Origin of the sequence: Nocardioides sp. CCNWLW239 (assembly GCF_037137035.1) — a bacterium.
Classification (GTDB): Bacteria; Actinomycetota; Actinomycetes; order Propionibacteriales; family Nocardioidaceae; genus Nocardioides.
Genome location: NZ_JBBBNW010000003.1, coordinates 250,285 through 271,702 on the forward strand (window position 1 = coordinate 250,285; position 21,418 = coordinate 271,702).

The following is a 21,418-nucleotide window of genomic DNA, read 5'->3' on the forward strand; positions in this document are numbered from 1 at the left end:
GAGCTCACATCACGCGTACGCGCGTCTTGACCTTCGTGAACTCCCAGACCTCGGCTGCCATCGTGGCGCTGAGACGTATGCAGCCGTCGGAGGTCTTCTCGTCGGTGCCGAGATACCAGTTCGGGTGGATCTGACGACCTGTCCGCATGCTCACCGGCACCCGGTGGAAGGCGACGCCGCACGGCGCGAACCGGACGAAGTGGTAGAGCCACTGCGTGCCTTTGTAGTTCGTACGCGGGTTGCCGCGGGCCGGCCGGCCGCAGTAGGAGCCGGTGGTGTACCACTGCTTGTCCAGCCACTCCGCGTCGATCATCCCGCCCTGCGCGCGGACGGACCCGTCGGCGCGCACCAGCCAGACCCAGTCCTGACGCTGGCTGATCACGATGCGGCGCCCGCTCCCGGTGCTCGCCGGCACCGGCCGTACGTCACACCGCTTCGCCGTCGACGACATCAGCCGTGTCCGCGTCGTGGTCGTGAAGGTACCGCTCGGGCTCAGGCGGTGGCGGGTCTGGAAGCGTACGACGGCCGTGCGGGTGTGGTCGTCCACGCGACCGTCCACGCGACCGACGTTGCAGCCGAGATCGGCCAGCCGGGTCTCCCACCGCTTGATCGTCGTGGCGGTCGCGGCGTTGCCGGGGCTGACCACCACGACGGCGGCGGCCGCCACCGCAGCAGCGGCGACGAGGGGGAGAACGAGGAGGAGGGAGCGGCGTTTCCGAGTGGCGCCGGCCAGGGTCGCGAAGGTTGGCACCGGGCGAGGCTACGCGACCTTCGCGCTCCGGGCAGGCGCTGTTGCCCGGCTGTTGACCAGATGATTGATGCGTGAAGCGCCCAGGGACTTCGCCCGCCGCCCCCGACGAGGTTCCCTCGCTCGGCCGTCGCGGCGAGGTCCGGGGCATCACACCTGGAGCGCGGCGCGTTGGTCGAGATCGACCTGGGTGGAGAACCGGCGACGATACTGCCCCGGGCTGACCTTGTAGATCCGGGCGAACGCGCGGTGCAGGGAGTCGACCGAGCCGAAGCCGGCTTGGGTCGCGACCGCGGCGATCGGTGCGTCGGTGTTCAGAAGCTGATCGACGGCGGCCTGGGTGCGCATGCGTTCGACGAGGGCTCCCGGAGTGGTTTCGAGCTCCTCGCGGAGAAGGCGAGAGAGGTGGCGAGGGCTGACGTTGACCTGCGCGGCGAGCGCTTCGACGGACAGGTCGTCGCGCAGGTGCGCGGGGATCCAGGTGAGCAGCTGCGCCACACGCTCGGAGGTCGATCGCCGGGGCCCGAGCAGTTCACTGAACTGGCGCTGGCCTCCTGGGCGTCGCAGATGGACCACAAGCCACTGTGCGATACCCCGCGCGACGGCCTCACCGTTGTCGGCCGCGACGAGGGCGAGTGCGAGATCGATACCGGCGGAAACGCCCGCTGACGTCCACACCGGCCCGTCGTGGACGAAGATCGCGTCGGAAGCGACCGTGATGTCGGGATGCTCGGAGGCGAGCAGGTCGGCGGTCGACCAATGAGTGGTGGCTGACCGTCCGGCGAGCAACCCGGCGGCGGCGAGCATGTGCGCGCCGGTGCACACGGAGACGACACGATCGGGGAGTGAGCCGTTGGTCCGCAGCCAGTCAACGAGCTTCTGGTCGACCAGTGGCGTTCGGTCCTCGCGGAGGCCGCCTGGAACAACCAGCGTGTGGGCATCGGCTCCGAGCTGTCCCCAGCCTCGCTCAGCGACGAGCGGTACCCCGCTCGAGGTTCGCACCGGGCCGGGTTCCGCGGCAACGATCACGACGTCGTAATCGACGGCTCCCGCGGTTCGTGACGCAGTGTTGAAGACCTGAACGGGTCCCGCCACGTCGAGGATCTCGACCCCGTCGAAGACGGCGACCGCCACGACGTGCTTTCCAGCGCGGCGTCGGTCACTCACCTGGAGCGGTCCTCTCGTTGCGGGCCCGCGCGAGGACCGGCCGGCATGTCCGTATCTGCGATATGAAGGTCATTGCGGACATCGTACGACTGGGTGACGATCGATTCTCGACCCTGAGGAAGGAACGCGATGTCAACCACCACCCCCGATACCCCGACAGCACGGGCCGCTGCGGCGCTCGCCCAGGAGGCAGCGCCGGCATTTCTGGTGAACCACAGCTACCGGACCTATCTGTTCGGGGCGGCCGTCGTCACGAAGGACGTCGACCACGAAGCGGGATTCGTCGCAGCGATGATTCACGACCTCGGCCTGACCGACGCCCACCGCGGCGACTCGGACTTCGGAGAGGTCGGCGCCGAGGTCGCTGCCAGGTTCCTGGAGGGGCGCGGATGGGATCGGGGGCGCATCAGGCTGGTGGAGAGAGCGATCCTCCGGCACACGAAGCTGATCCCTGAGGGCAGTCCCACTGCGCGCGTCGTACAGCTGGGTGCCCAGATCGACGTGGCCGGCCGCGGCATGAAGAAACTCGATGAGCAAGCGCTCACCGGCATCCTGCGGGCCTACCCACGCCTGGACTTCGCCCGCCAGATGCGTGCCGTCTACCTCGACGAGGTTCAGCGCCAGCCCAAGGGATCATTTGCCAAGCTGGAGCGCACCGTCCACCTCTCCGACCGCTTCGAGAGAAATCCGATCGACCAGGTCGTCTGAGCTGCCTGCGCCCCACGCTGCACCTTGAACGCCAGCGGCGGCTGACACGGCAGAATCTCTCTGCAGTGTCAGCCGTCGCTCGAGCTCGTCGTGGTCACGCTGCATCGACGGGCGGGGTGGTCGGAGGGCACCTCGATGCCGTGCGCGATCCGCGTCCCGGCGTCCATGCCGGCGCCGACAGCGAGTAGGCCGCGCCAGATCCGCATCAGCAGGCTCGGGCACGTGGTCGGCGCAGCGGAGGACAGGGCGCTTCCGGTGGTCGAGAAGTGGTCGCTTCGTACGGAGAGGTGGGTGGTTTCCTGGTGGGCGATCATGCCTCTACGGTCCTTCGACCAGCGACGGCGAGGTAGTGGCAGGAAAGACACTAAATGCTGGATTCTTGCCATGGACTTCGATACGCGCCATCCGCTTCGACCGTTGTCGTCGCAGCGGCGTACGAAATGGCCGAAGGCCCCCGGCGAACCGGGGACCTTCGGAGGCGGACAGCGGAGCCGGAGGCTCAGATGTCGTAGTAGAGCTCGAACTCGTGCGGGTGCGGGCGGAGCTGGATCGGGAGGATCTCGTCGTTGGTCTTGTAGTCGATCCAGGTCTCGATCAGGTCGGGGGTGAAGACGTCGCCCACGGTGAGGAAGTCGTGGTCGTTCTCCAGCGCCGACAGGACGGCCCCGAGGGAGGTCGGGACCTGGTTGATCTCGGCCATCTCGTCCGGCGGAAGCTCGTAGATGTCCTTGTCGATCGGCGCAGGCGGCTCGATCTTGTTCTGGATACCGTCGATGCCGGCGAGCAGCAGGGCCGAGAAGGCGAGGTAGGGGTTCGAGGACGGGTCCGGGAACCGGGTCTCGACGCGCTTGGCCTTCGGGTTGGTGCCGGTGATCGGGATGCGGACCGCGGCGGAGCGGTTGCGCGAGGAGTAGACCAGCGAGATCGGCGCCTCGAAACCCGGCACCAGACGGTGGTAGGAGTTCACCGTCGGGTTGGTGAACGCCAGGACCGACGGGGCGTGCTTCAGGATGCCGCCGATGTACCAGCGGGCCATGTCGGAGAGACCGCCGTAGCCGGTCTCGTCGTAGAACAGCGGCTCGCCGCTGTCCCAGATCGACTGGTGCACGTGCATGCCCGAGCCGTTGTCACCGAAGACGGGCTTCGGCATGAAGGTGACAGTCTTGCCGGCCTCCCAGGCGGTGTTCTTGACGATGTACTTGAACTTCATGACATCGTCGGCAGCCTTGAGCAGCGTGTCGAACTTGTAGTTGATCTCGGCCTGGCCGGCAGTGCCGACCTCGTGGTGGGCACGCTCGACGAGCAGGCCGGCGGCCTCGAGGTTCTTGACCATGACGTCGCGCAGGTCGGCGAAGTGGTCGGTGGGGGAGACCGGGAAGTAGCCGCCCTTGTAGCGGGTCTTGTAGCCCAGGTTGTCCGAGCCGTCCGGGTTCTTGTCGTTGCCCGAGTTCCACCAGGCCTCGACGGAGTCGATCTTGTAGAACGACTCGCCCTCGGAGGTGTTGTAGGCGACCTTGTCGAAGATGAAGAACTCGGCCTCGGGGGCGAAGAAGGCGGTGTCGCCGATGCCGGTCGAGGCGAGGTACGCCAGGGCCTTGCGCGCGATGTTGCGCGGGTCGCGCGAGTAGGCCTCGCCGGTGATCGGGTCGTGCACGAAGTACATCAGCGCGAGGGTCTTCGCGCGGCGGAAGGGATCGATGTACGCAGTCGTGACGTCCGGGTAGAGCGCCATGTCGGACTCGTTGATCGTCTGGAAGCCACGGATCGACGAACCGTCGAAGGCCTGGGGCTCCAGAGTGAACGACGACACCGGCACCGTGAAGTGCTGCTGAACGCCGGGCAGGTCGACGAAGCGGATGTCGACGAACTCGACTCCCTCGTCAGAGATGAACTTCAAGAGCTCGTCGTCAGTGCTGAACATCAATCCTCCTTGGCTCACCCGGTCGGGCAGAGCCAGATAGGTCTCTCGCGATCGAGGCCGGGCCCTCGTGGACTCGACCGTGCCACGCAAATTACGAAGGGACGGTTGCACAGGAGTGTCGCAAATGTTTCGTGCGTGTAACAGGTTGTGTGATTTGATCCGCAACTATCCCGATCTCATCCCTCAAGACGTCGCCGCCTACGCTTAGCCGATGTGACCGGTTCCGCGACCCCTGTGACGCCCACTCTGCCGTATCCGACCGCGAGCTGGGGGCGACGCGTCCTGGCGCTCTTCGTCGACTGGCTTGCGTCGTCGCTCGTCGCGTCCGTCTTCCTCGGCGTACGCGCCTTGCCGTTCGGGTCGCTGCTGGCCGGGGTCGACCCGCGGCCGACGGACAACCTGTGGATCCTGGTCGTCTTCATCGTGCAGACGGCCGTCTTCACCACCCTCGGCGGCGGCTCGTTCGGCAAGCTCGTCACCCGGCTGCGTACGGTGCGGGTCACCCCCGGCGCCCCTGACCTTCGCCCGCCGGACCCGCTGCGGAGCATCGCCCGCCAGATCCTGGTCGTGCTGGTCGTACCTCCGCTGGTCTTCCGCCCCGACCGCCGCGGGCTGCACGACCTGGCCGCCGGCACGGCGACGGTCACGCTTCAGACCTATCGGCACGTGTTTCGCGGAGTGAGCTGAGACCACCCCACGGGTAGGTTGGAGTGGTCCGCCGCAGGTAGCGGCACACACGAAGGGGAAGCTCAATGACGCGCAACCGTACTGTCGGGCCACGTGGCCTCTGGCGCCGCGCCGCTACGGCGGGCGTGCTGGCCGTATCGCTCTCGGGCCTGGTGGCCTGTGGCGGTGGTGGTGGCGCAGGTGGCGCCAGCGAGGGTGAGACGGTCTCGGCCGAGGAGATGACCGAGGTCATGAAGAAGGCCACCGACATCGACACCGCCCACTTCACCACCAAGATGGACGCGAAGGCCTCGGGCCAGACGGTCTCGATGAGCGGTGAGGGCGACATCCAGATGGAGCCGCCCGCCCACCACTCCACGATGAAGATGAGCGGCGGCTCGATGAACATGGACCTCGAGACGATCCTCATCGACGACAAGATCTACATCAAGGGCATGATGGGCGACTCGTGGATGACCGCGAGCGCCGACCAGCTCGCCCAGATGGGTGGCACCAGCCTGGAGTCGATGAGCAACCCGCTCGCGTTCTTCGACGGGATGGAGGAGTCGATCAAGTCCGCCAAGTTCGAGGGCGAGGAGAAGGTCGACGGCACCGACACGGAGCACTACAGCTTCACCGTCGACTCTGCTGGCCTCGCGAAGAGCCTCGGTGCGGAGAGCACCAGCGGTATGCCCAAGACGATCGACCAGGACATCTGGGTCGACGGCGACGGCCTGCTCCGCAAGGCCGAGGTCGCCATGGGGGACATGGGCACCGTCGAGATGGCGCTGTCCAAGCTCGGCGAGAAGGTGACCATCGAGGCGCCGCCCGCCGACCAGGTCACCGACATGCCGAGCATGACCGGCTGACACCCGTTCGGTACGCAGCAGGGCCGGTCCCCGAGACGGGGACCGGCCCTTGCCTGTGGTCGGTGATCGAGCGGGATCAGCGGCCGCGGAGGTTGCCGCGCATGCCCTTCATCGAGGTCGGGACCGGGCCCTTCGGGATCGGCATGGTGCCACGGGTGGCGTCGACGGCCTTGAGGCGGTTGATGATGTCGGTGATCTCCGGGCCGGCGACCTTGCGACCGATCTTGGTGATGTGCTTGGTCAGCTGCGGCAGCGGCACCTCGTCCTCGCCGTTGCCGGCGATCACGGTCGTGATCGGCACCTCGCCGAGGACCCGGGCGTGGTTGCGCTTGGTGCTGGCCAGCAGCGAGCGGACCTTGCTCGGGCTGTTGCCCTCGCCGACGAGGACGACTCCCGGAGGGCCGACCACGCGGTGGACCAGGGTCTGGCTGCGCGGCTCGACACCGACGGCCTGGGTGACCGTCCAGCCGCGACGGAGCATGGTCAGCGCTGCGTACCCGCCGCCGACCTGGCCCTCGAGCCGCGAGTACATCACCTTCTGGGCGCGCCGCGAGAAGACCACCAGGGCGGCGAGCAGGCCGGCCAGGAGGGCACCGACGATCGTGAAGATCCAGGAGAAGATGCCCTCACCGGGCAGGAGCCAGAAGATCACGCCGGCGACCGCGGCGACGACCACGAAGATCGAGCCGAGGATGAGGCCGATCTTGGGGTCTGACTGCTTGGTGAGCTTGTAGGTCTCCACCATCTGCTGGCGGCGACTCATGGTGCTCGGGTCGGTCTGGGACATCTTCCTCTTTCAGTCTTCAGATTTCGTACGCTGCCTCAGGCTGTGGTCTCGACAGGCTCGACCACCGAGGCGGTGCGTGCCTCGATTGCCTGACGGTACAGCCGACCGGCGCGGTAGGACGAACGAACGAGCGGACCGGACATGACGCCGGAGAAGCCGATCTCCTCGGCCTCGGCCTGGAGCTCGATGAACTCCTCGGGCTTGACCCAGCGCTCGACCGGGTGGTGACGCACGCTCGGGCGCAGGTATTGCGTGATCGTGATCAGCTCGCAGCCCGCGGCGTGCAGGTCGCGCAGCGCCTCGGAGACCTCTTCGCGGGTCTCGCCCATGCCCAGGATCAGGTTGGACTTGGTGACCAGGCCGAAGTCGCGGGCCTGGGTGATCACGTCGAGGCTGCGCTCGTAGCGGAACGCCGGCCGGATGCGCTTGAAGATCCGCGGGACGGTCTCGACGTTGTGCGCGAGCACCTCGGGACGGGACTCGAAGACCTCTTGGAGGAGCTCCGGGATGCCGTTGAAGTCGGGGATCAGGTTCTCGACGCCGGTCTCCGGGTTGAGCTCGTGGATCTGCTTGACCGTCTCGGCGTAGAGCCAGGCGCCGCCGTCGGCGAGGTCGTCGCGGGCGACGCCGGTGATCGTGGCGTACTTCAGGCCCATCGTCTGCACGGACTCGGCCACGCGGCGCGGCTCGTCGCGGTCGAGGTCGGTCGGCTTGCCGGTGTCGATCTGGCAGAAGTCACAGCGTCGGGTGCACTGGTCGCCCCCGATGAGGAAGGTGGCCTCGCGGTCCTCCCAGCACTCGAAGATGTTGGGGCAGCCGGCTTCCTGGCACACCGTGTGCAGACCCTCGGACTTCACCAGCGAGGTGAGCTCCTTGTATTCCGGCCCCATCTTCGCTTTGGTCTTGATCCACTCCGGTTTGCGTTCGATCGGAGTCTGCGCGTTGCGGACCTCGAGACGGAGGAGCTTGCGACCTTCTGGGGCAGGAGCTTGAGTCACCCGACAAGGGTACGCCGCGGGGTGATGGAACCTCGAAGCCAGGCGGCTACTGGTCGGTCACACCGTCCCGGCCGGCTCAGCCGAAGCTGGGGGGAGAGCAGCGGAACCCGCGGTGCCCCTGTGCGATCAGCCCGCGCTGGGTCGGGCTTGGGCTCCAGGCTCGGGCCGGGCTCGTAGTCGCGCCAGGAGAGCATCTCGGCGAGCTTCTCGTGGAGCACCGGCATCGCCTCGGCGTTGTCGATCTGCCGCCCGGCCTCCAGCGAGAGGGTGGTGACCCCGGCGTCGGAGATCCCGCACGGCACGAACCGCTCGTACCACCCCAGGTCGACGTCGCAGTTGAGCGCGATCCCGTGCATCGTCACGTGCTGGCTGACCCGCAGCCCGATCGCTCCGACCTTGCGCTCCAGGCGGCGTACGCCGTCCGGGGTCTCGCCCTCGGGCAGCCACACGCCGCTGCGGCCCGGGACCCGGTAGACGGTGACGCCGAACTCGGCGCAGGTGAGGATCATCGCCTGCTCCAGGCGGCGTACGAAGTCGACGACCTTGACCTTCTCCGGCAGTCGCACGATCGGGTAGGCGACGATCTGGCCGGGTCCGTGGAAGGTCACCTCGCCACCGCGGTCGACGTCGATCACCGGCGCGCCGCCGGGATCCGCGGGGCGGTCCTCCGGCTTCGTACGCTTCCCTGCGGTGTAGGTCGGCGGGTGCTCCAGCAGCAGCACGGTGTCGGGCTGCTCGCGGTCGACGACCCGCTGGTGGACCTGCTTCTGCAGTTCCCAAGCGTCCAGGTAGTCGATCGTCCCGACCTCTTCGAAGCGCAGCTCAGTCACGCCCCGATCGTACGCCTGGAGGGTGTGGGACACCCGGCCGACCGGCCTCTACCCATTTCTCAGGCCGGCCGAAAACGGGACATGCCCCGGGCTGCAGGCCCGGGGCATGTCCGTATCGGAGAGGATCAGATCTCGAACTGACCGGCCTCGAGGCGCTTCTTGACGTCCTGGAGGAAGCGACCGGCGTCGGCGCCGTCGACCAGGCGGTGGTCGTAGGTCAGCGCGACGTTGACCATGTAGCGCACCGCGATCGTCTCGCCGAGGTCCGGGTCGTCGATGACGACCGGACGCTTGACGACAGCACCCGGGCCGAGGATGGCGACCTGCGGCTGGTTGATGATCGGGGTGTCGAAGAGCGCACCGAACGAACCCAGGTTGGTGATCGTGAAGGTGCCGCCGGAGAGCTCGTCCGGGGTGATCTTGTTGTTGCGGGTGCGGTCGGCCACGTCGGCGATCTTCTTCGCGATGCCCGCGATCGACAGGTCGCCGGCGTCCTTGACGACCGGGGTCAGCAGACCGCGGTCGGTGTCGACGGCAAAGGCGATGTTCTCGCGGTCGTAGTAGGTGACCGTGCCGGCCTCGACGTCGATCCCGGCGTTGAGCTTCGGGTGCACCTTGAGCGCGTCGATCGCGGCCTTGGCGAAGAACGGCAGGTAGGTCAGCTTGACGCCCTCGCGCTGCAGGAACCCGGCCTTGTTGGCCTCGCGGAGGCGGGCGATGTTGGTGACATCGACCTCCATGACCTGGGTCAGCTGGGCCGCGGTGTGCAGCGACTCGGTCATCCGCTCGGCGATCACCTTGCGCAGGCGCGAGATCTTCTCGGTGGTGCCACGCAGCGGCGACGGGGCGGCGGGAGCAGCCGAGGCCGACGATGCGGCCGGAGCAGCCGGAGCAGCGGCTGCCGGGGCGGCGGGAGCCGACTTGGCAGCGGCCGCCTGGAGGATGTCCTCCTTGCGGATGCGGCCACCGACGCCGGAACCCTGGACGGTGTCGAGGTCGACGTTGTGCTGAGCAGCGAGCTTGCGCACGAGCGGGGTCACGTAGCCGCCCGGCTGGATCGCCGGGGAGCTCTCGGTGGCCGGAGCGGCGTGGGCCGGGGCAGCGGGAGCTGCAGCGGCGGGAGCCGGGGCGGCCGGAGCAGGCTCGGACGCGGCGGGAGCAGGTGCCGGGGCGGGCTCAGGAGCCGGCTCGGGAGTCGGCTCGGGAGCCGGGGTGGCGGGGGCGGGTGCCGCAGCGGGAGCAGCGCCGGCCTCACCGACCAGAGCGAGCACGGCGCCGACCTCGACGGTCTCGTCCTCGGCGACCTTGACCTCGAGCAGGGTGCCGGCGACGGGCGAGGGGATCTCGGTGTCGACCTTGTCGGTGGAGACCTCCAGCAGCGCGTCGTCGACCGCGACGGTGTCGCCGACCTGCTTGAGCCAGCGGGTGACGGTGCCCTCGGTGACCGACTCGCCCAGTGCGGGGAGGGTGACCTCGGTGGCGTTGCCGCCTGCGGCGGGCGCAGGGGCCGCGGGAGTCTCGGGCTCGGCAGGAGTCTCGGGCTCGGCCGGAGCAGCCGGAGCCTCGGGCTCGGCGGCCGGGGCGGACGCCTCAGCGGGCTCCTCGGCAGGCGCGGCAGGCTCCGCGGGAGCCTCGTCAGCACCGGCCTCGTCGGCCGCGCCGATGACGGCGAGCAGGCCACCGACCTCGACGGTGTCGTCCTCGGCAGCCTTGATCTCGAGCAGGGTGCCGGCGACGGGCGAGGGGATCTCGGTGTCGACCTTGTCGGTGGAGACCTCCAGCAGGGCCTCGTCGACCGCAACGGTGTCGCCGACCTGCTTGAGCCAGCGGGTGACGGTGCCCTCGGTGACGGACTCGCCGAGTGCCGGGAGAGTTACTTCGGTGGCCATGGGTTCCTTCGTTCTACGTCTGTTCGTTGCTCTACTTGTATGTCCGGACACGCGCGCCGCCACGACCGAGCTCGACGGCTCGGCGAGGAGAAGGACGCATCGGTCTGGGCCGACACCTGCCCGACGCACTCATGGTGCCGCCAGAAGGGCGGCCAAGGGCGTCGATCACGGCCCCATCTTGTCACTACCCTCACAGCGCTGTGTCAACCGGACCATTACTGATCGGTAGCCATCTCGCGTACGTAGTCGACCAGTGTTGCCACCGCCACACCCGTGCCTCCGGGGGTGAGATGGCCCGACGCGCCACCGCTGTTGAAGGACGGCCCGGCGATGTCGAGATGGGCCCACGGCAGACCGCCGGTGAACTCGCGCAGGAACGCCGCTGCGTACAGCCCGCCGCCCCAGCGGATCCAGTCGTGCTGGTTGAGGTCGGCCACCTTGGAGGAACGGATCCGCTCGTCCATCCATTCCGGGATGGGCATCGGCCACATCTGCTCGCCGGCGACGTCGGCGGCGGCGAGGATGCGCTCGACGACCTCCTCGGAGCCGAGCACGCCGCTGACCCGGTCGCCCAGCGCCATCACCATGTGACCGGTCAGCGTGGCGACGTCGATGATCGCGTCCGGCGAGACCTCGGTCGCCCGCACCAGCGCGTCGGCGAGGATCATCCGACCCTCGGCGTCCATGTTGGAGACCTCCACGGTGGTCCCGCCGTAATGAGTGATGACGTCGCCGGGCCGGAAGGCCGAGCCGGAGACCATGTTCTCCGCCATCGGGAGGTATGCGGAGATCTTCACCGGCAGCCCGAGCCGGGCGATCGCGAAGGTCGCCTGGGCCACGGCAGCGGCACCGGCCATGTCCGACTTCATCGTGGACATCGAGCTGCCCGGCTTGATCGTGAGGCCGCCGGAGTCGAAGGTGATGCCCTTGCCGACGAGCGCGATGTGGCCACGTGCGTCGTCGGGGGAGTAGGTCAGCTCGACCAGTCGCGGCATCGCGGCCGATCCCATCCCGACGGCGAGGATGCCGCCGCAGCCGAGGTCGGCGAGCTGCTTCTCGTCGTAGACGGTCGTCTCCACGCCCTCGACCAGGCCGGCGACATGAACGACGGCGTCGGCGAAGGCCGGGGGCGTCATGTCCGCGGGCGGCACGTTGACCCATTCGCGGGTGCCTGCGATCGCCTGCGCGACGATCTGCGCCTCCTCGAAGGCGGTGATCGCATCGCTGCGCCGTGCGATCGAGCTCAGGAACGCGACGTCGCTCGGCCCCGTGCTGTTTTTTCCGGACGTGGCTGCGGCCGACTTGTAGGAGGTGAACGTGTAGCCGCCGAGGAGGTAGCCCTCGGTGACGGCTCGGACCAGCTCGGGGGTGTCGGCCGGGAGGGCCACGGCGACGGAGGTCGCGTTCGGCACCGCCCGGGCGGCGGCGCCGGCGGCGCGGCGTACGGCATCCGTCGAGTAGGTCCCGTCCTGGTTCGGCTTGCCGAGACCGATCAGCACCAGCAGCTGGGCGCCGATCTCGTCGCCCGCCGGCAGGCGGGTGACCTCGCCGCCCTTGCCGCTGACACCGAGGGTGGCGAGCATCCCGCGCCACCGGCGACCGTAGGCGGTCTTGACGTCCTCCGCACCCGTAACACAGACCACATCTTTGGCTCCATCCTCCGCGCCCTGGCCGATTCCCACGACCACCGCCTCGGCCCGGGTCTTGGCGGGAGAGGCGGTACGCAGCGTGTAGGTGATGTCAGGCAGGGTCACGCCTGGCAGTCTAGGTGTGGCACGCCCGGGGAGGGACGCGGACCGGGCTGTGTCGACCTGGTGCGATAAGTTCGCAGTATGGCTGAAGAGACCTCCACGGGGGGCGGGTCGGAGCTGCTCCAGTCCCCTCTGCACGAAAACCACGCTGCGCTGGGCGCGAAGTTCGCTGAGTTCGGCGGCTGGTCGATGCCGCTGGAGTACGCCGGCGTCGTCAAGGAGCACACCGCGGTTCGTGAGGCAGTCGGCGTCTTCGATGTCAGCCACCTGGGCAAGGTCATGATCAGCGGGCCGGGTGCGGCCGACTTCGTCAACGCGTCGTTCACCAACGACCTCAACCGGATCAAGCCGGGCAAGGCGCAATACACGCTCTGCTGCGACGCGGAGACCGGCGGCATCGTCGATGACCTGATCGCCTACTACCGCGACGACGAGCACGTCCTGATCGTCCCCAACGCCGCCAACACCTCGGAGGTCGTACGCCGGCTCCAGGCCGCCGCGCCCGAGGGGATCAACCTCGCCGACCACCACCGCGACTACGCGGTGCTCGCCGTCCAGGGACCGAAGTCCGACGAGCTGCTCGAGGCGGTCGGGCTGCCGGCCGGCCACGAATACATGTCCTTCGTGGAGGCTGCCGCCCCCGACGTGCTCGGAGACGAGATCGGCGTCGTCGTGTGCCGCTCGGGCTACTCCGGCGAGCGTGGTTACGAGCTGATCGTCGCCAACGAGGCTGCCGGCGCCCTCTGGGACGCGTTGCTCTCGCGTGGTGAGGAGCTCGGCGCGGTGCCGTGCGGCCTGGGCGCCCGCGACACCCTGCGTACGGAGATGGGTTACCCGCTCCACGGCCAGGACATCAGCCTCGATGTGACTCCCAACGAGGCCGGGCTCGGCTGGGCCGTCGGCTGGAAGAAGGAGACCTTCTGGGGCCGCGACAAGCTCGTCGCCGAGAAGGAGGCCGGCCCGAAGCGCGCGCTGCGCGGCATCGTCGCCGTCGGCCGCGGCATCCCGCGGCCGCACATGACCGCGTCGCTGACCGCCGACGTGCCCGTCGGTGAGGTCACCTCCGGCACCTTCTCGCCCACGCTGAAGAAGGGCGTGGGCCTGGTGCTGGTCTCGACCACCGTCGACCCCGAGGCCGAGATCGGCATCGACGTCCGCGGCCGCCGTGAGATCTTCCAGCTCACCAAGCCGCCCTTCGTCCCCTCCCACGTGCGGGAGGGCTCATGAGCGAGCGCCAGCGAGCGACCATTAAGTCCTTCATGCCGCCGCGTCCGTATTCTGGCGCGTGCGCTAGGGAGGTGGCGGCGTGAGCATCCCTGACGTGCCGTCTGTGTTCAAGCAGCCGACCCCCGCCGAGCGGCCGTGGTGGTGGCAGCTCGTGGACGCCGCGGGCGCCGAGGTGTCGGTCGACGGGGAGCTCGCCGGCCAGCGTTTCGCCAACCAGAGCGACGCCGAGTCGTGGGTGGGCGAGGTCTGGCAGGAGCTCCTGGACGCCGGTGTGGCCGCGGTGGTGCTCTTCGAGCACGATCGCCAGGTCTACGGCCCGATGAAGCTGTCCGCCTGAGATAGCGATCCTCTAGGTTGGGGCGCGTGAGCAGCTACGAGTTCCGCCAGGTCGACGTCTTCACCAGCGAGCCGCTGCTGGGCAACCCGGTCGCCGTCGTGCACGGGGCCGACGGTCTCAGCGACGAGCAGATGGCCGCGTTCGCGCGGTGGACCAACCTTTCCGAGACCACGTTCCTGCTCGCGCCCACCGACCCGGCGGCCGACTACCGGCTGCGGATCTTCACGGTCAGCGGTGAGCTGCCGTTCGCGGGGCACCCGACCCTCGGGTCCGCGCACGCGTGGCTGGAGGCGGGCGGCACACCCAAGGGCGCCGGCCTGGTGCAGGAGTGTGGCGTGGGGCTGGTCGAGCTGCGCCGGGACGACCGGATCGCCTTCGCGGCGCCGGACCTGATCCGTGGCGGCGAGGTCGACGAGGAGACCCTGGGATCCATCGCGGCAGGGCTGCAGATCGCGCGGGACGACATCCTGGGCGCGCAGTGGTGCGACAACGGCCCGGGCTGGGTCGGTGTGATGCTCGCCGACGCGGAGTCCGTCCTGGCGGTGACGCCCGACCACGCCGCGCTGGGGAACCACAAGGTCGGGCTGGTCGGACGCTATCCCGAGGGCAGCGAGTGTGCGGTCGAGGTCCGGGCGTTCTACCCGGCCGACGGCGTCGCCTTCGAGGACCCGGTCACCGGTTCGCTCAACGCCGCGCTGGGACAGTGGCTGGCGGGAGAGCAGCTCCCCGAGACGTACGTCGCCTCGCAGGGCACCGTGGTGAGACGACGCGGCCGAGTGCACGTGGTCTCGACAGGCTCGACCACCGATGGACGGGTGGTGTGGGTGGGCGGAGACACACTGACCACCATCCGAGGTACCGTCGACCTCTGACCTAGGCTGGGGCTGTGCAGTCCTACCTCGATCTGTTGACCCGCATCCTCGACGAGGGCGTGGAGAAGTCCGACCGCACCGGGACGGGCACGATCAGCGTCTTCGGTCACCAGACCCGCTACGACCTGGCCGACGGCTTCCCGCTGCTGACCACGAAGAAGGTCCACACCCGGTCGGTCTTCGGTGAGCTGCTGTGGTTCCTGCGCGGCGACACCAACGTGCGCTGGCTCCAGGAGCGCGGCATCTCCATCTGGGACGAGTGGGCCGACGAGAACGGCGACCTGGGTCCGGTCTACGGCTACCAGTGGCGTTCGTGGCCGACCCCGGACGGGCGTCACGTCGACCAGATCGCCAAGATCATCGACCAGATCCGCACCGACCCCGACAGCCGTCGCCACGTCATCAGCGCCTGGAACCCGGCCGACATCGACGACATGGCGCTGCCGCCGTGCCACACGCTGTGCCAGTTCTACGTCGCCGACGGAAAGCTGAGCCTGCAGCTCTACCAGCGCTCCGCGGACGTGTTCCTCGGGGTGCCGTTCAACATCGCCTCCTATGCCCTGCTCACCCACATGGTCGCCCACGTGACCGGCCTCGAGCCGGGCGAGTTCGTCCACACCCTCGGCGACGCCCACCTCTACAGCAACCACCTCGAGCAGGCCCGTCTCCAGCTCACCCGCGAGCCGAGGCCGTTGCCGACGCTGCGGCTGAACCCGGACATCAAGGACATCGACGCCTTCGAGCTCGAGGACATCACGGTGGAGGGTTACGACCCGCACCCGGTCATCAAGGCTCCCATTGCCGTCTGAGGCTGGTTCGGGGTCCGGACCCGCGCGCGTGGTCATGGTCGCTGCGGTGGCCGACAACGGCGTCATCGGCAACGGCCCGGACATCCCCTGGAAGATCCCCGGCGAGCAGGCCGAGTTCAAGGCGATCACGATGGGCCACACGCTCGTCATGGGCCGCACCACCTTCGAGTCCATCGGCCGCCCCCTCCCGGGCCGTACGACGGTGGTCGTCACTCGTGACAAGATCTGGGCGTACGAGGGGGTGCTGGTCGCCCACGACATCGAGTCCGCTCTTTCCCTGGCCGCGGCCGAGCAAGGCGACACGGTGATCGCCGGGGGAGCGCAGATCTACGCCGCGGCCCTGCCATACGCCACCGAGCAGGTCATCACCCGCGTCCACCTGACCCCTGAGGGCGACGTCCTCTACCCACCCTTCGACGAGTCGGAGTGGGTCGAGACCGCGCGGGAGCCGCACGAGGCGTACGACCGGGTGTTCCTCAGTCGCGTCGACCAGCTTCCTGCCGGTCGAGCACTCGCTGGGTGAGATCGGTGGTCGAGATCCCGTGCGCTTGGAGGTCGCTACGGTTTCGTCCGACAGGACCGACGATGAGGTAGTCGCCATGAGCTCGGGCTGAGTGAAGCAGCTGGACATGGCCCCAGGCCGCGGTCGTCGGCTGTCGTGGGTCGAGGGTGCACGACGGTCGCTATGACAGAGGATCCGAGCTTGTGTTTGATTCACAAGCTCGGATCCTCTGTTGTAGCGGGGAGGGATGCGGTTGTCGCGAGGTCCAGCCGACGATCATGAAAGTGTCTCGGCTCTACGGTTCAGATCGTGGCCTTGATCGCGCTCGACCTCGACGGAACCCAGGCAGCCTCCAGCTCGATGTCGGTGGTCGCGCGTACGTTCGACTTCATGTGGATCAGTACGACGGAAGCCGTGCTCCGGCTCGCCGACGTTCACCTGCTGGGCGAAGCCCAGGCGAAGCGAGTGCTGCGTGCGGGATTGGCCGGACCGCGCCACCGGGCCGGGTCGGCATTCTTCTATGAGAACGAGCGGTTCGAGGAGCTGCTCGGGCGACCACGGTGCAGCGACGATGCGCTCGACCGCTGGCGGCCGTTCATTGTGCGCGTCGGGCGGCAGCGGCCCCTCGACCTCGAGGTGACATGGGACGAGCAGGCGGCGGTGATGGCGCGCGCCTGGCATCTGCCGCTGCTGACCGCGTTCCAGATCGGAGCCCGCAAGCCGATGCCGCTGGTGGCGACGCTCGGCGCTTGGGTGGTCTTCGCCGCCGACCTGGTCGGGCTCGACCGGACAGACCTGCGGCTGGAGCCGCCGGGTGACTGGTCGGCCGACTTCGCCGGCACCTGGCTTCCGATCGAGAACGGGCCGACCTGGACCATCTGGGGAGCGCCCGTGACCACGCCGCCGCGCGCCGACCCGGTGAGCGCCCACTACCAGGCCCAGCTCGCGGCGGACTGCGAACGCCGTGCGAGGCGGTCTGTGGCGCGGCTTCGCGCCCTGACGCGCGAGTAGGTGTCGTGCCCCTCTAAGGTAAACCGCATGGAGCTGCGCATCTTCACCGAGCCCCAGCAGGGGGCGTCCTACGCCGATATCCTCGCCGTCGCACAGAAGGCCGAGGAGCTCGGGTTCGGGGCGTTCTTCCGCTCCGACCACTACCTGAAGATGGGCTCGGTCGACGGGCTCCCCGGCCCGAGCGACGCCTGGACGACGCTCGCCGGCCTGGCCCGCGACACGAGCACGATCCGGCTCGGCACCCTGGTGACCTCCGCGACCTTCCGGCTTCCGGGTGTCCTGGCGATCCAGGCCGCCAACGTCGACGACATGTCCGACGGCCGCGTCGAGCTCGGGCTGGGTGCCGGCTGGTTCGAGGAGGAGCACGAGGCCTACGGGATCCCGTTCCCGAGCCTGGGGGAGCGGTTCGACAAGCTCGAGGAGCAGCTCGAGATCATCACCGGGCTGTGGGCGACCGAGCCTGGTGAGACGTTCAGCTTCGAGGGCACGCACTACACGATCAAGGAGAGCCCGGGCCTGCCCAAGCCGATCCAGACCCGCGGCCACGCCGGGTCGATCCCGGTGATCGTGGGCGGCGGCGGGAAGAAGCGCACGCCGACGCTGGCCGCCGCTTACGCCGACGAGTTCAACGCCGCCTTCGTCTCCGTCGAGGACTCCCAGGCGCTCTTCGAGAACGTCGGGCGCTTCGTGGAGGCGGCCGGCCGTGACGACTCGATCATCTACTCGGCCGCCCAGGTGCTCTGCGTCGGTCGCGACGAGGACGAGATCGCCCGTCGGGCACGGGCGATCGGCCGTGAGCCCGCCGAGCTGCGCGAGAACGGTCTGGCCGGGACCCCGGACGAGGTGGTCGCCAAGATCAAGCGTTTCGAGGACGCCGGTGCCAGCCGGATCTACCTCCAGACGCTCGACCTGAGCGATCTCGAGCATCTCGCCATCGTGGCCGACGAGGTCATGCCGCGCGTCTGACGATAGTCTGTATGCCATGACTGATGCTCCGTTCGGCACCGTGCTCTCCGCACTCGTCACCATCTTCGATGAGGACGGATCGGTCGACCTGGAGCAGACCCAGAAAGTGGCCGAGCACCTGGTCGAGCACGGACACGACGGCATCGTCGTGTCCGGCACCACCGGTGAGTCGCCGACCACCACTCCTGCCGAGGACGGCGAGATCCTGGCCGCGGTCAAGGACGCCGTCGGCGACCGTGCGAAGGTCGTGGCGGGCATCGGCACCAACGACACCCGCACCACGGTCGAGCTCGCCAAGCAGGCCGCGAAGGTCGGCGCCGACGGCCTGCTGCTGGTGACCCCCTACTACAACAAGCCCGGCGAGCGCGGCATCCGCGAGCACTTCCGCACGGTCGTCTCCGCCACCGACACCCCCGTCATCCTCTACGACGTCCCTGGCCGCACCGGGTCCCCGATCACCCTCGACACCTACCGCGAGGCGATCAGCTGGGACACGGTCGTCGCGGTCAAGGAGGCCGCGGGCGACTTCCCGCGCGGCACCAGGCTGCTCGACATGGGCTACTCGATCTACTCCGGTGACGACGCGCTCACCCTCGCCTGGCTGGCGCACGGCGCCGTCGGCGTGATCAGCGTCGCCGCCCACGTGCTCGGCGACCAGACGCGGACGATGATCGACGCTTTTGCGGCGAGCGACATCGAGACCGCCCGCAAGACTTATGCGCGGATGCTCCCCGCGATCGACGCCATCATGGGCGTCCCGAACTACGGAGCCACCACTGCCAAGGCCGCTCTCGAGCTGACCGGCGTGATCGACAACCGTCATGTGCGAGGTCCCTTGGTGGCGCTCGACGACGACGAGGTCGAGGCGCTGCGAGCCGGGCTGGAGGCCTCTGGCCTTCTCTAGAAGGAACGCCTTTGTCTCACCCACACCCGGAGCTGACCGAACCCGGCAAGCTCCCCCAGGGCGGCCTGCGGGTCACCCCTCTCGGCGGCCTCGGCGAGGTCGGCCGCAACATGACCGTCTTCGAATACGACGGTCGGCTGCTGATCGTCGACTGCGGCGTGCTCTTCCCCGAGGAGCAGCAGCCCGGTGTCGACCTGATCCTTCCTGACTTCGGCCCCATCCGGAACCGGCTCGGCGACATCGAGGCGCTTGTCCTGACCCACGGTCACGAGGATCACATCGGCGCGACGCCCTATCTGCTCCGCGAGCGCCAGGACATCCCGCTGGTCGGCTCCGAGCTGACCCTGGCGCTGCTCGGCTCCAAGCTGCGCGAGCACCGGCTGCGCGAGACCGTCCAGCACAAGGTACGCGAGGGCGACACGATCTCCTTCGGGCCCTTCGAGCTCGAGTTCGTCGCGGTCAACCACTCGATCCCGGACGCGCTCGCGGTCGCGATCCGCACCGGCGCCGGGCTGGTGCTGCACACCGGCGACTTCAAGATGGACCAGCTGCCGCTGGACGGCCGGATCACCGACCTGCGCGCCTTCGCCCGGCTCGGCGAGGAGGGTGTGGACCTGTTCCTCACCGACTCGACCAACGCCGAGGTCCCCGGCTTCACGACCGCCGAGAAGAAGATCGCCCCGGCGATCGAGCAGGTCTTCCGGGAGTCGGACCAGCGCATCATCGTGGCCTGCTTCGCCTCTCACGTGCACCGCGTCCAGCAGGTGCTGGACAGCGCCGTCGCACACGGCCGCAAGGTGGCGTACGTCGGTCGGTCGATGGTTCGCAACATGCAGATCGCCTCCGACCTCGGCTACCTGCACGTGCCCGAGGACGTCATCGTCGACGCCAAGGAGCTCGCCGAGCTGCCCCCGGAGAAGGTCGTGATGGTCTCGACCGGCTCGCAGGGCGAGCCGATGTCGGCGCTCTCCCGGATCGCCAACGGCACCCACAACTTCGTGCACATCGAGCCGGGCGACACCGTCCTGCTCGCGAGCAGCCTGATCCCGGGCAACGAGAACTCGGTCTACCGGGTGATCAACGGTCTGGCCCGCCTCGGCGCCAACGTGGTCCACAAGGGCAACGCCCTGGTGCACGTCTCCGGTCACGCCAGCGCCGGCGAGCTGCTCTACTGCTACAACATCGTCCGCCCGCGCAACGTGATGCCCGTCCACGGCGAGGTCCGCCACCTGCTCGCCAACGGTGACTTGGCTCGCCAGACCGGTGTCGAGAGCGTCGTCTACGCCGAGGACGGCGTCGTCGTCGACCTCATCGACGGCAAGGCCGAGATCGCCGGCAAGGTCGAGTGCGGCTATGTCTTCGTCGACGGCACCACCGTCGGCGACATCACCGAGTCCGAGCTCAAGGACCGCCGCATCCTGTCCGAGGAGGGCTTCGTCTCGATCATCGTGGTCGTCGACTCGGTCAACGGCACCGTCGCCAGCGGCCCGGAGATCCACGCCCGCGGCCACGTCTGGCCGGACAACGCCTTCGAGCCGATCAAGCAGCCGATCATCAAGGCGGTCAACCGCGCCATCGCCGAGGGCGCGACCGACACCTATCAGCTGCAGCAGGCCATCCGGCGTACGTTCGGGCGCTGGGTCTCCAGCACCCACCGTCGCCGCCCGATGATCGTCCCCGTCGTCATCGAGGCCTAACGAGCGAGGCCCGGATGCTCACCGAGGTAACTCGGTCGGCATTCACAGCGCCAGCAGCACACCAGCCGTGATCAGCGCCTGGCCGACGTGGTAGGTCACCATGATCTGCACGTTGGTCAGGCGCGGCGGCTGGTTGCCGTGCTCGGCGAGGTTGAGCCCGATCAGGGTGTCGCTGACGACGAAGATCGTCGCACCGGCGGCGATCCAGATGCTCCCGGTGAGCCAGCCGAGCACGAGCATGGCGGCGATCACCACAGAGTATGCGGCGAGGGCCGCGACCATCGGGGTGCCGCCCATCCGGCGGGCGCCTCGGAGCACCCGGCCCATCGGGATCGCGAGCGCGACCGCGGCCGCGAGGCCTGCCCAGGACCACAGCGGAGCGTCCAGCCCGAGCGTGAGGAAGGTCACCGCGTATGCGAGATGGCCGACGAAGAACAGCGCCACGCCGCCGAGGAAGCGCCGGGTCGAGGACCCGATCATCGAGATGTCGCCGAGCATCCCGAAGAAGAGCGCGACGAGCAGCCACCACGCTGCAGCCTGCCCGCCGCTGACCAGCCCCAACAGCACCGTCAGCCCCATCAGACCCACCATCACCAGAGGTTTGGTGGCGTAGTGCAGCCGCCGTCGGCCGGACCAGACACAGGTCCAATCCGTCACGGCGTCGGCTGCGGTCAGAAGGGCGACCAGGACGGCGATGCTCTGCATGGCGGCAAACTACACCGCTGCAACACACCCCCACGGGGTCCCGGAGCCAGACCC

Annotated in this window: 22 protein-coding genes; 12 read left to right on the forward strand and 10 right to left on the reverse strand. The window is 68.7% G+C overall.

The features are described 5' to 3' along the window. Nucleotides 1-4: 4 nt before the first annotated feature. Both WBG06_RS13010 and WBG06_RS13015 read right to left on the reverse strand, forming a co-directional pair. A complete protein-coding gene (locus tag WBG06_RS13010) occupies nt 5-751 on the reverse strand; it encodes a L,D-transpeptidase family protein (protein WP_336737205.1) in 747 nt (248 codons plus the stop codon). 147 nt (nt 752-898) lie between these two features. Continuing rightward, nucleotides 899-1,915, reverse strand: a complete 1,017-nt coding sequence (locus WBG06_RS13015) for a GlxA family transcriptional regulator (protein WP_336737206.1) — start codon at nt 1,913-1,915, stop codon at nt 899-901. Between the two features lie 129 nt (nt 1,916-2,044). On the opposite strand from WBG06_RS13015, the gene WBG06_RS13020 reads away from it, so the two are divergent. Then, nucleotides 2,045-2,623, forward strand: coding sequence for an HD domain-containing protein (locus tag WBG06_RS13020; protein ID WP_336737207.1), 579 nt, complete (start codon nt 2,045-2,047; stop codon nt 2,621-2,623). Nucleotides 2,624-2,691: 68 nt separating this feature from the next. Here WBG06_RS13020 and WBG06_RS13025 read toward each other — a convergent pair whose 3' ends face one another. Beyond that, nucleotides 2,692-2,937, reverse strand: coding sequence for a hypothetical protein (locus WBG06_RS13025; protein ID WP_336737208.1), 246 nt, complete (start codon nt 2,935-2,937; stop codon nt 2,692-2,694). Nucleotides 2,938-3,122: 185 nt separating this feature from the next. Next, complete coding sequence (gene glnA, locus WBG06_RS13030; protein WP_336737210.1) at nt 3,123-4,544, reverse strand: type I glutamate--ammonia ligase; 1,422 nt, start codon at nt 4,542-4,544, stop codon at nt 3,123-3,125. Between the two features lie 213 nt (nt 4,545-4,757). Between glnA and WBG06_RS13035 the strand changes: the two genes are divergently transcribed. Further along, nucleotides 4,758-5,231, forward strand: a complete 474-nt coding sequence (locus tag WBG06_RS13035) for an RDD family protein (RefSeq protein WP_336737211.1) — start codon at nt 4,758-4,760, stop codon at nt 5,229-5,231. Nucleotides 5,232-5,296: 65 nt separating this feature from the next. Beyond that, the gene (locus tag WBG06_RS13040; RefSeq protein ID WP_336737213.1) at nt 5,297-6,079 is read left to right on the forward strand and encodes a DUF6612 family protein; all 783 of its coding nucleotides are present in this window, start codon (nt 5,297-5,299) and stop codon (nt 6,077-6,079) included. Nucleotides 6,080-6,155: 76 nt separating this feature from the next. Here the strand turns inward: WBG06_RS13040 and WBG06_RS13045 are convergent, their stop codons facing one another. From WBG06_RS13045 to WBG06_RS13065, 5 genes are all read right to left on the reverse strand, one after another. Next, complete coding sequence (locus WBG06_RS13045; RefSeq protein ID WP_336737214.1) at nt 6,156-6,866, reverse strand: DUF4191 family protein; 711 nt, start codon at nt 6,864-6,866, stop codon at nt 6,156-6,158. Between the two features lie 35 nt (nt 6,867-6,901). After that, nucleotides 6,902-7,864: a lipoyl synthase gene (gene lipA, locus WBG06_RS13050; RefSeq protein WP_336737215.1), complete on the reverse strand. Its 963-nt coding sequence runs from the start codon at nt 7,862-7,864 to the stop codon at nt 6,902-6,904. Continuing rightward, a complete protein-coding gene (gene lipB, locus WBG06_RS13055; protein ID WP_336737217.1) occupies nt 7,861-8,694 on the reverse strand; it encodes a lipoyl(octanoyl) transferase LipB in 834 nt (277 codons plus the stop codon). The genes lipA and lipB overlap by 4 nt, the downstream gene beginning before the upstream one ends. A gap of 125 nt (nt 8,695-8,819) precedes the next feature. Continuing rightward, nucleotides 8,820-10,583, reverse strand: coding sequence for a 2-oxoglutarate dehydrogenase, E2 component, dihydrolipoamide succinyltransferase (sucB, locus tag WBG06_RS13060; protein ID WP_336737218.1), 1,764 nt, complete (start codon nt 10,581-10,583; stop codon nt 8,820-8,822). A gap of 215 nt (nt 10,584-10,798) precedes the next feature. Next, nucleotides 10,799-12,337, reverse strand: coding sequence for a leucyl aminopeptidase (locus tag WBG06_RS13065; RefSeq protein ID WP_336737219.1), 1,539 nt, complete (start codon nt 12,335-12,337; stop codon nt 10,799-10,801). 78 nt (nt 12,338-12,415) lie between these two features. On the opposite strand from WBG06_RS13065, the gene gcvT reads away from it, so the two are divergent. The 9 genes from gcvT (at nt 12,416) to WBG06_RS13110 (ending at nt 20,659) form a co-directional block, all read left to right on the forward strand. Next, nucleotides 12,416-13,561 (forward strand): glycine cleavage system aminomethyltransferase GcvT, encoded by a 1,146-nt coding sequence (gene gcvT, locus WBG06_RS13070; RefSeq protein ID WP_336737220.1) that lies wholly within the window; start codon nt 12,416-12,418, stop codon nt 13,559-13,561. A gap of 79 nt (nt 13,562-13,640) precedes the next feature. Continuing rightward, complete coding sequence (locus WBG06_RS13075; RefSeq protein WP_442945458.1) at nt 13,641-13,898, forward strand: hypothetical protein; 258 nt, start codon at nt 13,641-13,643, stop codon at nt 13,896-13,898. Between the two features lie 26 nt (nt 13,899-13,924). Next, on the forward strand, nt 13,925-14,770 hold the full coding sequence (locus WBG06_RS13080; protein WP_336737222.1) for a PhzF family phenazine biosynthesis protein: 846 nt from the start codon (nt 13,925-13,927) through the stop codon (nt 14,768-14,770). Nucleotides 14,771-14,784: 14 nt separating this feature from the next. Continuing rightward, entirely contained in the window at nt 14,785-15,579 is a 795-nt protein-coding gene (locus WBG06_RS13085; protein ID WP_336737223.1) for a thymidylate synthase, read from the forward strand. 34 nt (nt 15,580-15,613) lie between these two features. Further along, nucleotides 15,614-16,102 (forward strand): dihydrofolate reductase, encoded by a 489-nt coding sequence (locus WBG06_RS13090; protein WP_336738055.1) that lies wholly within the window; start codon nt 15,614-15,616, stop codon nt 16,100-16,102. A 288-nt stretch (nt 16,103-16,390) separates the two neighbouring features. Beyond that, nucleotides 16,391-17,092 carry a hypothetical protein gene (locus tag WBG06_RS13095; RefSeq protein ID WP_336737225.1) on the forward strand — a complete coding sequence of 234 codons (702 nt, stop codon included), beginning with the start codon at nt 16,391-16,393 and terminating at the stop codon, nt 17,090-17,092. A 27-nt stretch (nt 17,093-17,119) separates the two neighbouring features. Beyond that, on the forward strand, nt 17,120-18,058 hold the full coding sequence (locus tag WBG06_RS13100; protein WP_336737226.1) for an LLM class F420-dependent oxidoreductase: 939 nt from the start codon (nt 17,120-17,122) through the stop codon (nt 18,056-18,058). Between the two features lie 16 nt (nt 18,059-18,074). Next, nucleotides 18,075-18,962: a 4-hydroxy-tetrahydrodipicolinate synthase gene (gene dapA, locus WBG06_RS13105; protein ID WP_336737227.1), complete on the forward strand. Its 888-nt coding sequence runs from the start codon at nt 18,075-18,077 to the stop codon at nt 18,960-18,962. Between the two features lie 11 nt (nt 18,963-18,973). Then, a complete protein-coding gene (locus WBG06_RS13110; RefSeq protein WP_336737228.1) occupies nt 18,974-20,659 on the forward strand; it encodes a ribonuclease J in 1,686 nt (561 codons plus the stop codon). 42 nt (nt 20,660-20,701) lie between these two features. Here the strand turns inward: WBG06_RS13110 and WBG06_RS13115 are convergent, their stop codons facing one another. Continuing rightward, entirely contained in the window at nt 20,702-21,364 is a 663-nt protein-coding gene (locus WBG06_RS13115) for a lysoplasmalogenase (RefSeq protein WP_336737230.1), read from the reverse strand. Nucleotides 21,365-21,418: the final 54 nt, after the last annotated feature.

What these genes read in the sequence shown, in the direction of transcription:
- WBG06_RS13020 (WP_336737207.1), top strand. Translation starts at nt 2,045, where the DNA reads ATGTCAACCACCACCCCCGATACCCCGACAGCACGGGCCGCTGCGGCG.
- WBG06_RS13025 (WP_336737208.1), bottom strand. Translation starts at nt 2,937, where the DNA reads ATGATCGCCCACCAGGAAACCACCCACCTCTCCGTACGAAGCGACCAC.
- glnA (WP_336737210.1), bottom strand. Translation starts at nt 4,544, where the DNA reads ATGTTCAGCACTGACGACGAGCTCTTGAAGTTCATCTCTGACGAGGGA.
- WBG06_RS13040 (WP_336737213.1), top strand. Translation starts at nt 5,297, where the DNA reads ATGACGCGCAACCGTACTGTCGGGCCACGTGGCCTCTGGCGCCGCGCC.
- WBG06_RS13045 (WP_336737214.1), bottom strand. Translation starts at nt 6,866, where the DNA reads ATGTCCCAGACCGACCCGAGCACCATGAGTCGCCGCCAGCAGATGGTG.
- sucB (WP_336737218.1), bottom strand. Translation starts at nt 10,583, where the DNA reads ATGGCCACCGAAGTAACTCTCCCGGCACTCGGCGAGTCCGTCACCGAG.
- gcvT (WP_336737220.1), top strand. Translation starts at nt 12,416, where the DNA reads ATGGCTGAAGAGACCTCCACGGGGGGCGGGTCGGAGCTGCTCCAGTCC.
- WBG06_RS13090 (WP_336738055.1), top strand. Translation starts at nt 15,614, where the DNA reads ATGGTCGCTGCGGTGGCCGACAACGGCGTCATCGGCAACGGCCCGGAC.
- WBG06_RS13100 (WP_336737226.1), top strand. Translation starts at nt 17,120, where the DNA reads ATGGAGCTGCGCATCTTCACCGAGCCCCAGCAGGGGGCGTCCTACGCC.
- dapA (WP_336737227.1), top strand. Translation starts at nt 18,075, where the DNA reads ATGACTGATGCTCCGTTCGGCACCGTGCTCTCCGCACTCGTCACCATC.
- WBG06_RS13115 (WP_336737230.1), bottom strand. Translation starts at nt 21,364, where the DNA reads ATGCAGAGCATCGCCGTCCTGGTCGCCCTTCTGACCGCAGCCGACGCC.